Genomic DNA, 11,998 nt, shown 5'->3' on the forward strand with positions numbered 1-11,998 from the left:
GGCGCCATCCCCGTGGCCGTAGCGGTCGAGCCGTTCGCCGGGGGTGTCGCGGATGCCGTGCGTGAGCGGGTGATCACATTTCGCGCAGATCCTTGGCCGGATGCGGCACTATCCGTACATCCCGGCCGTTGTTCTCAGTGAAAAGAGCGTTTGAAAAACCGCGGCGAAACAGCGGCGGACGACCGTAGCCACGCCGGGCCTCCCGGCGTGGCCGGGTCCTCGCATACGATGGCCGTTGCTCAGTACGTCAAACGGAAACCGACCGTCCCAGGCCCGACCGGCAAGGAGACCAGCCCCCGTGTCCGTCCTCTCGAAGATCATGCGTGCAGGCGAAGGCAAGATCCTGCGCAAGCTGCACCGCATCGCGGACCAGGTCAACTCCATCGAAGAGGACTTCGTCGACCTCTCCGACGCCGAGCTGCGGGCCCTCACCGATGAATACAAGCAGCGGTACGCCGACGGGGAGCCCCTGGACGACCTGCTCCCCGAGGCGTTCGCCACGGTGCGCGAGGCCGCCAAGCGCGTCCTCGGCCAGCGGCACTACGACGTGCAGCTGATGGGCGGCGCCGCCCTGCATCTCGGTTACGTGGCCGAGATGAAGACCGGTGAGGGCAAGACGCTCGTCGGCACGCTGCCCGCGTACCTCAACGCCCTCTCCGGAGAAGGCGTCCACCTCATCACGGTCAACGACTACCTGGCCGAGCGCGACTCCGAGATGATGGGTCGCGTCCACAAGTTCCTGGGTCTGAACGTCGGCTGCATCCTGGCCAACATGACGCCGGCCCAGCGCCGCGAGCAGTACGCCTGCGACATCACGTACGGCACGAACAACGAGTTCGGCTTCGACTACCTGCGTGACAACATGGCGTGGGCCAAGGACGAGCTGGTCCAGCGCGGTCACAACTTCGCCATCGTCGACGAGGTCGACTCCATCCTCATCGACGAGGCCCGTACGCCGCTGATCATCTCCGGCCCCGCCGACCAGGCCACCAAGTGGTACGGCGACTTCGCCAAGCTGGTCACGCGCCTCAAGCGCGGCGAGGCGGGCAACCCCCTCAAGGGCGCCGAGGAGACGGGCGACTACGACGTCGACGAGAAGAAGCGCACGGTCGCCATCCACGAGTCCGGCGTCTCCAAGGTCGAGGACTGGCTGGGCATCGACAACCTCTACGAGTCGGTGAACACCCCGCTCGTCGGCTACCTGAACAACGCCATCAAGGCGAAGGAACTGTTCAAGAAGGACAAGGACTACGTCGTCATCGACGGCGAGGTCATGATCGTCGACGAGCACACCGGCCGTATCCTCGCCGGCCGCCGCTACAACGAGGGCATGCACCAGGCGATCGAGGCGAAGGAAGGGGTGGACATCAAGGACGAGAACCAGACGCTCGCCACGATCACCCTGCAGAACTTCTTCCGCCTCTACAAGAAGCTCTCCGGCATGACCGGTACGGCGATGACCGAGGCCGCCGAGTTCCACCAGATCTACAAGCTCGGCGTGGTCCCGATCCCGACCAACAAGCCGATGGTCCGCAAGGACCAGTCGGACCTGATCTACCGCACCGAGGTGGCCAAGTTCGAGGCGGTCGTGGACGACATCGCCGAGAAGCACGAGAAGGGCCAGCCGATCCTCGTCGGCACGACCTCCGTCGAGAAGTCGGAGTACCTCTCGCAGCAGCTCAGCAAGCGCGGCATCCAGCACGAGGTGCTCAACGCGAAGCAGCACGACCGTGAGGCCACCATCGTCGCCCAGGCCGGCCGCAAGGGCGCCGTCACCGTGGCCACGAACATGGCCGGTCGTGGTACGGACATCAAGCTCGGCGGCAACCCCGAGGACCTGGCCGAGGCGGAGCTGCGGCAGCGCGGTCTCGACCCCGAGGAGCACATCGAGGAGTGGGCCGCCGCGCTGCCCGCCGCGCTGAGCAAGGCCCAGCAGGCGGTCAAGGCCGAGAAGGAAGAGGTCGAGGAGAACGGCGGCCTCTATGTGCTGGGCACCGAGCGGCACGAGTCGCGCCGCATCGACAACCAGCTGCGCGGCCGTAGCGGACGTCAGGGCGACCCCGGCGAGTCCCGCTTCTACCTCTCCCTCGGTGACGATCTGATGCGCCTGTTCAAGGCCCAGATGGTCGAGCGCGTGATGTCGATGGCGAACGTGCCCGACGACGTGCCGATCGAGAACAAGATGGTCACGCGCGCGATCGCGTCCGCCCAGTCGCAGGTCGAGCAGCAGAACTTCGAGACCCGTAAGAACGTCCTGAAGTACGACGAGGTCCTCAACCGCCAGCGTGAGGTCATCTACGGCGAGCGGCGCCGCGTCCTGGAGGGCGAGGACCTGCGCGAGCAGGTGCAGCACTTCACGGACGACACGATCGACGCCTACGTCAGCGCGGAGACCGCCGAGGGCTTCCCCGAGGACTGGGACCTGGACCGGCTGTGGGGCGCCTTCAAGCAGCTCTACCCGGTGAAGGTCACCATCGACGAGCTGGAGGAGGCGGCCGGCGACCGGGCCGGGCTGACCGCCGAGTTCATCGCCGAGTCCATCAAGGACGACGTCCAGGAGCAGTACGAGGCGCGTGAGGCGCAGCTCGGCTCCGAGATCATGCGGGAGCTGGAGCGCCGGGTCGTGCTGTCGGTCCTCGACCGCAAGTGGCGCGAGCACCTCTACGAGATGGACTATCTCCAGGAGGGCATCGGCCTGCGCGCGATGGCGCAGAAGGACCCGCTGGTCGAGTACCAGCGCGAGGGCTTCGACATGTTCACCGCGATGATGGAGGGCATCAAGGAGGAGTCCGTCGGCTACCTGTTCAACCTGGAGGTCCAGGTCGAGCAGCAGGTCGAGGAGGTCCCGGTCGAGGAAGCCCAGCCGGTGGCCGAGGGCGTCCAGGACGCGGTACCGGCCCAGGCGGGCTCCCGCCCGGAGATCCGCGCCAAGGGGCTCGACGCGCCGCAGCGCCGGGGCCTGCACTTCTCCGCGGCGACCGTGGACGGCGAGGGCGGCATCGTCGAGGGCAACTTCACCTATGACGAGGACGAGCCGGTGCGCTCCGAGTCCGACGGTCTGACGCGCGCCGAGCGCCGTCGGCAGGCCAAGGGCGGCCGGCGCCGTAAGAAGTGACGGAGCCCGAGACGCCGTAGCGTCCCGCAGGGGCCGGTCCATCCTCGGATGGGTCGGCCCCTGCGGCGTTCTCTGCGGGAGGCGGCCGGTCGCCGGGCTCGCGGGGCCGCCACAGCCGTGGCCGCCGACGTGGCCGGGCCGCGACGGGCCGACGACATGGCGCGGCCCGTCCGGAGGAGTGCCTAGTCGTCGGTGCGCGGTGCGCGGGGGCCGCCCAGTTCCACCGCCGTGCAGCGCCAGCGCAGGTCCGGGCCCTGTTCCAGGCGGAACGCCATGGCGCGCAGCTGGTCGCCGGCGCCGATGCGCGCGAACGCCTCGATGGCGCCCCGGCGGGGGACGTAGTAGCCGATGTCCCGGACGACCGGGCGGACACCGCGGGCGCGCAGGGGGCCGCGCTCGGCGAGCCGGGCCAGCTCGTCGTAGGCGCGGCCTGCGGTGTGCCGGAGCATCCAGTGGACGGGGCGCTGACCGCTCAGCACGGCGAGCAGCCGGTCGGCGAAGAGATCCGTGGGACGTGGGGGCAGAGGCACGCCGGGTGCCGTACGGCCCGTGGGGGCGGTGTCGGCCGGGACCGGGGCCGGGGCGGGTGTCGCCGTGCGGGTCGCGGGGGTACGGGGCGCAGGCGTGCGGGGTGGGGTGGTGCCGGGGCGGCGGGGGTCGCGGCGGCCCGGCGGGCGGGTGCCCGGGCGGCGCTGGGCGGTCCTGGTCATGACCTTGTTCATGGGGGTCCCCGTTCGGCGGGCCCGATGGATACCGGGCGGTAACTTGCTGGTGGGGATCTTGTACGGGGCCGTGGGGGGACCGGGCAAGGAAGGGCGGGCCCCGCGTCGGGGGTGAGTGAAGTTCACCTATCCGAGTGAGCGATAGGGGCGAAATCCCCGCAAAGTCGGGACGGTGCCGGGTGAGTCGGTGGGTGCCGGGTGGACGTGTCCGCGGGGTCGGCCGGGGACTCGAAAGGGGACGCCCCCACGTATCCTGAAGGCCCTCCGGGAGACGCGGAACCGCCCTTCCCGGGTCCCAGCGGAGCCTTTGACCACGAAGAGAGCGGCCAGCCATGCGCGTCTACGTCCCCCTGACCCTCCCCGGTCTCGCCGAGGCGCACAGAACGGGCGAGCTGGGGACCGGACCGTTCGTCGCGTACGCCGTCACGCCCGCGCTGCGCGAGTGGTACCTCTCCGACGACATCGAGGAGCTGGAGTACGCGGCGCTGAACCGGGCCGCGCTGGCCTCGCTGCGGCAGCTGGCGGCGGACCCGGGCGCGCCGCGGCGCCGGGTCGTGGTCGCGGTCGACGTGCCCGACGGAGCGGCGATGCCCGATCCGGACCGCGGGCTCGATCCGGCCGCGCTGGGCGAGGTGCGGGTGACCGGGCCGGTGCCGCTGGCCAAGGCGGCGGCGGTGCACGCCGACGCGGACGACGCGGAGGAGGACGTCGCCGCGGCGGTCACGGCGGTCCCGGCGGCGGACGAGGGCGACGACGACGCGCAGTTCGTCGTGGACGGGGCCGAGGACCACGAGCTGCTCTGGTACGCGACGCAGGAGATCCCCGCGCTGGTGGGACTCGTCTAGCGGCCGTATCCGGCTCTGACCTCGCTGTTCTCCCGGTTGTCAGTGGGAGCGGGTACGTTCTTCGGCATGGGGATGCACGCAGGGGCACACATTGTCTGGGACTGGAACGGGACGCTGTTCCACGACAACGAGGCGATCATCGGGGCGACGAACGCCGCCGCTGCCGAGCTGGGGCTCGAACCGATCACGCTGGAGCAGTACCGGGCGATGTACTGCGTGCCGGTGCCGAGGTTCTACGAGCGGCTGATGGGGCGGCTGCCCACCGAGGCGGAGTGGGAGGTCATGGATGTGATCTTCCACCAGTACTACAGCGAGCACCGGGCCCGGTGCTCGCTCACCGAAGGGGCGGCCGGACTGCTGGCGGACTGGCGGTCGGCGGGCCGCAGCCAGTCGCTGCTGAGCATGTACGGACACAACGAACTGGTGCCGCTGGTACGCGGGTTCGGGATCGAGACGCACTTCATACGCGTCGAGGGGCGGACCGGTCCGTCCGGGGGCAGCAAGGCCGAGCACATGGTCCGGCACCTGGAGGCGCTGACCGGTGTGGACCCGGAGCGCACGGTGGTGATCGGGGACGCCGCCGACGACGCGGTGGCGGCGCGGCACGTGGGGGCGCGGGCCGTGCTGTACACCGGGGGCTCGCACAGCCGCGCCAGCCTGGAGGCCGTGGGCGTGCCCGTGGTGGACACGCTGGACCAGGCCGTGGCGGAGGCGGAGCGGCTGGCGGCCTGAGCCCTGCCCGCCCGCGGCCCGGGTCCCGGGTCCCGCGGCCGGATCTCAGGTCACCGGGGCCTTCGCACGCAGCACGGTCAGGAACTCGCGCATCCAGCGGGAGTGGTCCGGCCAGGCGCGGGCGGAGACCAGCGTGCCGTCCACGACCGTCTCGGCGTCCTGGAAGGTGGCCCCGGCCGCCTGCATGTCGAGTTCCAGTGCGGGGTAGGCGGTGACGCGCCGGCCGCGGAGGCTGTCGATCGCGGCGGTGAGCAGGGGGCCGTGGCAGATCTGGGCGACGGGCTTGTCGGCGTCGAAGAACGACTTGAGGATCTTGCGGAGTTCGGGGTCGTTGCGGAGGTACTCGGGCGCCCGGCCGCCGGGGATGACGAGGGCCGCGTACCGGCCGGGGTCGACCTCGGCGAAGGCCAGGTCGGCGGGCCAGGTGTAGCCGGGCTTCTCGGTGTAGGTGTCGAAGCCGGGTTCGAAGTCGTGGACGACGAACTGGAGCTTCTTGCGGCTGGGGGCGGCGATGTCGACGTCGTAGCCTTCCTCGCGGAGGCGCTGGTAGGGGTACATGACCTCCAGTGACTCCGCTGCGTCGCCGGTCACGATGAGGATCTTCGGGGGCATGGCGGACGGCTCCTCTCGGGCGTGCGCCGGTCCCGTGGGCGGTGCGCTCTCCGTGGGCGGCGGCGCGCTGTTCCTGGGCAACGTGCCTCCAGCCTGCCGCGCAGGCAAGGGGTTCCGCCAGTTCCGTGGGCGGCGTCGGCACCGCGGGGCGCTCGGGCTTGCGCCCGGACAGGGTGGCCGGAACTCGTCCCCCACGTCGATGCGGTGTCCCGCCGCGGGGCGCGTCGGCGGACTCTGACATGGCGCGGGTGCGGTCGGCTGTCGCCGGGTGGAGTGGGCCGCGGTTCCGCCGCGTTCCGCTGGGGCCGCCGGTGGCGTGGCCGGGTTGTGGGCGTGGGGCCCGCCTCAGCGGGCGGGATGCTTGGTCTGCCCGGACGTGGTGGCTGGAACTGGTTCCCCATGCCGGTGGGGTCCGCCTTTGCGGGGGTGTGTGCTGGGTGTGGGTGGCGTGTTCGGGGCTGTGCAGAACGTCAAAGTTCGACCCTCGGTTTTGTACACATACGGCTCATGACGAGCCCGGGGTGAGGAGCGATAGCCTTGTGGAGTGATCAGCGCGATAGCTCGCGGGGGCACAGTTGTCGCCCCTGCCCTGCGCCCGGAGAACACGGACCACATCCGTGACCGGGTGGCGGTCGCTGATCCTCACGGGCGGGAGCGGGGCGCAAGGACCCCCGAGGCCCCACGCACACCCCGGGTCACGGCGCGACAGAGAGCAGCGTCACACTCGTCGGACGCGTGGATATTGGCCGAATACCCCCCCTTCTTCGCACCTTGCGGCATAGCGTCGGAGAGAACCGGACACCCCGGGCCGTGGCGTTACGCCGAAGGGGAAGAGACCGTACTTCCTTCTACGTCACGCAACGGCGCGCGACAGGAGCCAGAGGACAATGCAGACCAAGCTGGACGAAGCCAAGGCCGAGCTGCTCGAACGGGCCGCCCGGGTAGCTGAGAACAGTCCGGTCGGGGGGCACCTACCGACTGGGACGACGGACGAGGGCACGGTGGACCACGAGTCCGTGCTCGCTTTCCTCCAGCGCTACTACCTGCACACCGCCCCGGAGGACCTCGGCGACCGGGACCCGGTCGATGTCTTCGGAGCCGCGGTCTCCCACTACCGGCTCGCCGAGACCCGCCCCCAGGGCACGGCCAACGTCCGGGTCCACACCCCGACCGTCGAGGAGAACGGGTGGACGTGCAGCCACACCGTCGTGGAGGTCGTCACCGACGACATGCCCTTCCTCGTCGACTCCGTCACCAATGAGCTGACCCGCCAGGGGCGCGGCATCCACGTCGTCATCCACCCGCAGTTCGTCGTCCGGCGTGACCTCACGGGCAAGCTCATCGAGATGCTGGCCGCCCCGCCCGCCGGCGAGCTTCCGCACGACGCGCACATCGAGTCCTGGATCCACGTCGAGATCGACCGGGAGACCGACCGGGCCGACCTGAAGCAGATCACCGCCGATCTGCTGCGCGTCCTGTCCGACGCCCGTGAGGCCGTCGAGGACTGGGAGAAGATGCGGGACGCGGCGCTGCGCATCGCCGAGGGCCTGGCCGAGGAGCCGGTACCCGCCGATCTGCCCGGGCCCGAGGTGCAGGAGGCCCGCGAGCTGCTGCGCTGGCTGGCCGCCGATCACTTCACCTTCCTCGGCTATCGCGAGTATCAGCTGCACGGGGACGACTCCCTGGCCGCCGTGCCCGGCACCGGCCTCGGCATCCTGCGCTCCGACCCGCACCACTCCGACGCGGAGACCCACCCGGTCAGCCCGTCCTTCGAGCGGCTCCCGGCCGACGCCCGGGCCAAGGCCCGCGAGCACAAGCTGCTGGTGCTGACCAAGGCCAACAGCCGGGCCACCGTGCACCGGCCGTCCTACCTCGACTACGTCGGCGTCAAGAAGTTCGACAAGGACGGCAACGTCGTCGGGGAGCGCCGCTTCCTGGGCCTGTTCTCCTCGGCCGCCTACACCGAGTCCGTGCGCCGTGTGCCCGTCATCCGGCGCAAGGTGGAGGAGGTGCTCGAGGGCGCCGGGTTCTCGCCCAACAGCCACGACGGCCGTGACCTGCTGCAGATCCTGGAGACCTACCCGCGCGACGAGCTGTTCCAGACGCCCGTCGACGAGCTGCGCTCCATCGCCACCTCCGTCCTGTATCTGCAGGAACGCCGGCGGCTGCGCCTCTACCTCCGCCAGGACGAGTACGGGCGCTACTACTCCGCGCTCGTCTACCTCCCCCGCGACCGCTACACCACCGGCGTCCGGCTGCGGATCATCGACATCCTCAAGGAGGAGCTGGGCGGCACCAGCGTCGACTTCACCGCCTGGAACACCGAATCGATTCTCTCCAGGCTGCACTTCGTCGTCCGGGTCCCGCCGGGCACCGAGCTGCCCGAGCTGTCGGACGCGGACCGGGAACGGATCGAGGCCCGGCTCGTCGCGGCCGCGCGCTCCTGGGCCGACGGGTTCGCCGAGGCGCTGAACGCCGAATGCGGCGAGGAACGCGCCGCCGAGCTGCTGCGCCGCTACAACAACGCCTTCCCCGAGGGCTACAAGGCCGACCACACCCCGCGCGCGGCGGTCGCCGACCTCGTCCACCTGGAGCGGCTCAGCGACGAGGCGGGCAACGACTTCTCGCTCAGCCTCTACGAGCCGGTGGGCGCAGCCCCCGACGAGCGCCGGTTCAAGATCTACCGCAAGGGCGCCGCGATCTCGCTGTCCGCGGTGCTGCCGGTCCTCAACCGGCTCGGCGTCGAGGTCATCGACGAGCGGCCGTACGAGCTGCGCTGCACGGACCGGAGCACCTCCTGGATCTACGACTTCGGCCTGCGCATCCCCAAGTCCCTGGGCGGCGTCAACGGCGACTACCTGGGCGACGACGGCCGCGAGCGCTTCCAGGACGCGTTCGCCGCGACCTGGACCGGCAAGGCGGAGAACGACGGCTTCAACGCCCTCGTCCTGGGCGCCGGGCTGACCTGGCGGCAGGCGACGGTGCTGCGCGCGTACGCCAAGTACCTGCGGCAGGCCGGTTCCACCTTCAGCCAGGACTACATGGAGGGCACCCTCCGCACGAACGTCCACACCACCCGGCTGCTCGTCTCGCTCTTCGAGGCCAGGATGGCGCCGGAGCGCCAGCGCGCCGGGCACGAACTCGTCGACGCCCTGCTCGAAGAGGTCGAGGCCGCCCTCGACCAGGTGGCGAGCCTCGACGAGGACCGCATCCTGCGCTCGTTCCTCACCGTCATCAAGGCCACGCTGCGCACGAACTTCTTCCAGGACGAGGCCCTGGACCGGCCGCACGACTACGTGTCCATGAAGTTCGACCCGCAGGCCATCCCGGACCTGCCGGCGCCGCGCCCGGCGTACGAGATCTGGGTGTACTCGCCGCGGGTCGAGGGCGTGCACCTGCGCTTCGGCAAGGTCGCGCGCGGCGGTCTGCGCTGGTCCGACCGGCGTGAGGACTTCCGCACCGAGATCCTCGGCCTGGTCAAGGCGCAGATGGTGAAGAACACCGTCATCGTGCCGGTGGGCGCCAAGGGCGGCTTCGTCGCCAAGCAACTGCCCGACCCGAGCGTGGACCGGGACGCGTGGCTGGCCGAGGGCGTCGCCAGCTACAAGACGTTCATCTCGGCGCTGCTCGACATCACCGACAACATGGTCGCGGGCGAGGTCGTGCCCCCGGCGGACGTGGTGCGGCACGACGAGGACGACACCTATCTGGTGGTCGCGGCCGACAAGGGCACGGCGACGTTCTCCGACATCGCCAACGAGGTCGCCCAGTCGTACAACTTCTGGCTCGGTGACGCCTTCGCCTCCGGCGGCAGCGCGGGCTACGACCACAAGGGCATGGGCATCACCGCCCGCGGCGCCTGGGAGTCGGTGAAACGGCACTTCCGCGAGCTCGGTGTGAACACGCAGGCGGAGGACTTCACGGTCGTCGGCATCGGCGACATGTCAGGCGACGTGTTCGGCAACGGCATGCTGCTGAGCGAGCACATCCGGCTGGTCGCCGCCTTCGACCACCGGCACATCTTCATCGACCCGGAGCCGGACGCGGCCGTCTCCTACGCCGAGCGCCGCCGGCTGTTCGAGCTGCCCCGCTCCAGCTGGGCCGACTACAACACCGAGCTGCTGTCGGCGGGCGGCGGGATCTTCCCCCGTACCGCCAAGTCGATCCCGGTCAACGCGCACATCCGCGAGGCCCTCGGCATCGAGCCCGGCGTCACCAAGCTGACCCCGGCCGACCTGATGAAGGCGGTCCTGAAGGCGCCGGTCGACCTGCTGTGGAACGGCGGCATCGGCACGTACGTCAAGTCGAGCGGCGAGTCCAACGGCGACGTCGGCGACAAGGCCAACGACGCCATCCGGGTGGACGGCCAGGACCTGCGGGTCAAGGTCGTCGGCGAGGGCGGCAACCTGGGCCTGACCCAGCTGGGCCGCATCGAGATCGCCCTGCACGGCGGCAAGATCAACACCGATGCGATCGACAACAGCGCCGGCGTGGACACCTCGGACCACGAGGTGAACATCAAGATCCTGCTCAACGGCCTGGTCACGGACGGCGACATGACCGTCAAGCAGCGCAACAAGCTGCTCGCCGAGATGACCGACGAGGTCGGCGCCCTGGTGCTGCGCAACAACTACGCGCAGAACACGGCGATCGCCAACGCGCTGGCCCAGTCCAAGGACATGCTCCACGCCCAGCAGCGGTTCATCCGCCATCTGGTGCGCGCGGGCCACCTCGACCGGGCACTGGAGTTCCTGCCGGCCGACCGGCAGATCCGCGAGCGGCTGGCCCAGGGGCAGGGCCTGACCGGTCCGGAGACGGCCGTCCTGCTGGCGTACACGAAGATCACCGTCGCCGAGGAACTGCTGGACACCTCGCTGCCGGACGACCCGTATCTGCGCAGCCTGCTGGACGCCTACTTCCCGAAGGCGCTGCGCGAGCGGTTCGCGGAGCGGATCGGCAGCCATCCGCTGCGCCGTGAGATCACCACGACCGTGCTGGTCAACGACACGGTCAACACGGGCGGTACGACCTATCTGCACCGGCTGCGGGAGGAGACCGGCGCCTCGCTCGAGGAGATCGTCCGGGCGCAGACCGCGGCCCGCGCGATCTTCCGTTCGGCGCCCGTGTGGGACGCGGTGGAGGACCTGGACAACAGGGTCGAGGCGGCCGTGCAGACCCGGATCCGGCTGCACTCGCGCCGTCTCGTCGAGCGCGGCACGCGCTGGCTGCTGAACAACCGGCCGCAGCCGCTCCAGCTCGAAGAGACCGTCGCCTTCTTCGCCGAGCGGGTCGAGCAGGTGTGGCAGCAGCTGCCGAAGCTGCTGCGCGGCGCGGACCTGGAGTGGTACCAGCACATCTACGACGAGCTGACCGGTGCCGGTGTCCCGGACGAGGTGGCGACCCGGGTGGCCGGGTTCTCCTCCGCGTTCCCGACGCTCGACATCGTCTCCGTGGCCGACCGCATGAGCCGCAAGCCGCTGGACGTCGCCGAGGTGTACTACGACCTCGCCGACCGCCTCGCCGTCACCCAGCTGATGGACCGGATCATCGAGCTGCCCCGCGCGGACCGCTGGCAGTCCATGGCCCGCGCCTCCATCCGCGAGGACCTGTACGCGGCGCATGCGGCGCTCACCGCGGACATCCTGGCCGTCGGCAACGGCGCCTCGACGCCCGAGCAGCGGTTCAAGGCCTGGGAGCAGAAGAACGCGGCGATCCTGAGCCGGGCCCGCACCACCCTGGAGGAGATCCGCAGCTCGGACTCCTTCGACCTCGCCAACCTGTCGGTGGCGATGCGGACGATGCGGACGCTGCTGCGCTCGCACTCGTAGCACGCGCCGCCGTACGGCGGCGAGGGCGCCCCGGGCCTCGGCCGGCCCGGGGCGCCCTGCTTTCGCGCCGACACCTGCTTCTGCGCCGGCGCTTCGTTTCTTGCCGACACCTAGCCAACACCTAGCCAAAATCGTGCGGTGAAT

General features: G+C 70.3%; 6 protein-coding genes. 4 read left to right on the forward strand and 2 right to left on the reverse strand.

Annotated elements, in window-relative coordinates:
- Positions 1–298 precede the first annotated feature (298 nt).
- Positions 299–3,115: a preprotein translocase subunit SecA gene (gene secA / locus CTZ28_RS43710; RefSeq protein WP_121895321.1), complete on the forward strand. Its 2,817-nt coding sequence runs from the start codon at positions 299–301 to the stop codon at positions 3,113–3,115.
- A 182-nt stretch (positions 3,116–3,297) separates the two neighbouring features.
- Here the strand turns inward: secA and CTZ28_RS43715 are convergent, their stop codons facing one another.
- Complete coding sequence (locus CTZ28_RS43715; RefSeq protein ID WP_121895322.1) at positions 3,298–3,837, reverse strand: Rv3235 family protein; 540 nt, start codon at positions 3,835–3,837, stop codon at positions 3,298–3,300.
- Positions 3,838–4,169: 332 nt separating this feature from the next.
- Between CTZ28_RS43715 and CTZ28_RS43720 the strand changes: the two genes are divergently transcribed.
- Both CTZ28_RS43720 and CTZ28_RS43725 read left to right on the forward strand, forming a co-directional pair.
- A complete protein-coding gene (locus CTZ28_RS43720; protein WP_121895323.1) occupies positions 4,170–4,682 on the forward strand; it encodes a DUF6912 family protein in 513 nt (170 codons plus the stop codon).
- Between the two features lie 66 nt (positions 4,683–4,748).
- Positions 4,749–5,414, forward strand: coding sequence for an HAD family hydrolase (locus tag CTZ28_RS43725; protein WP_121895324.1), 666 nt, complete (start codon positions 4,749–4,751; stop codon positions 5,412–5,414).
- Positions 5,415–5,459: 45 nt separating this feature from the next.
- Here CTZ28_RS43725 and CTZ28_RS43730 read toward each other — a convergent pair whose 3' ends face one another.
- Positions 5,460–6,026, reverse strand: a complete 567-nt coding sequence (locus CTZ28_RS43730; RefSeq protein WP_121895325.1) for a DJ-1/PfpI family protein — start codon at positions 6,024–6,026, stop codon at positions 5,460–5,462.
- 887 nt (positions 6,027–6,913) lie between these two features.
- Here CTZ28_RS43730 and CTZ28_RS43735 point away from each other — a divergent pair.
- The gene (locus CTZ28_RS43735; protein WP_121895326.1) at positions 6,914–11,854 is read left to right on the forward strand and encodes an NAD-glutamate dehydrogenase; all 4,941 of its coding nucleotides are present in this window, start codon (positions 6,914–6,916) and stop codon (positions 11,852–11,854) included.
- Positions 11,855–11,998 lie beyond the last annotated feature (144 nt).

Origin of the sequence: Streptomyces shenzhenensis, from assembly GCF_003688995.1 — a bacterium.
In the GTDB taxonomy this organism is placed as follows: Bacteria; Actinomycetota; Actinomycetes; order Streptomycetales; family Streptomycetaceae; genus Streptomyces; species Streptomyces shenzhenensis_A.

What these genes read in the sequence shown, in the direction of transcription:
- CTZ28_RS43715 (WP_121895322.1), bottom strand. Translation starts at nt 3,837, where the DNA reads ATGAACAAGGTCATGACCAGGACCGCCCAGCGCCGCCCGGGCACCCGC.
- CTZ28_RS43720 (WP_121895323.1), top strand. Translation starts at nt 4,170, where the DNA reads ATGCGCGTCTACGTCCCCCTGACCCTCCCCGGTCTCGCCGAGGCGCAC.
- CTZ28_RS43725 (WP_121895324.1), top strand. Translation starts at nt 4,749, where the DNA reads ATGGGGATGCACGCAGGGGCACACATTGTCTGGGACTGGAACGGGACG.
- CTZ28_RS43730 (WP_121895325.1), bottom strand. Translation starts at nt 6,026, where the DNA reads ATGCCCCCGAAGATCCTCATCGTGACCGGCGACGCAGCGGAGTCACTG.
- CTZ28_RS43735 (WP_121895326.1), top strand. Translation starts at nt 6,914, where the DNA reads ATGCAGACCAAGCTGGACGAAGCCAAGGCCGAGCTGCTCGAACGGGCC.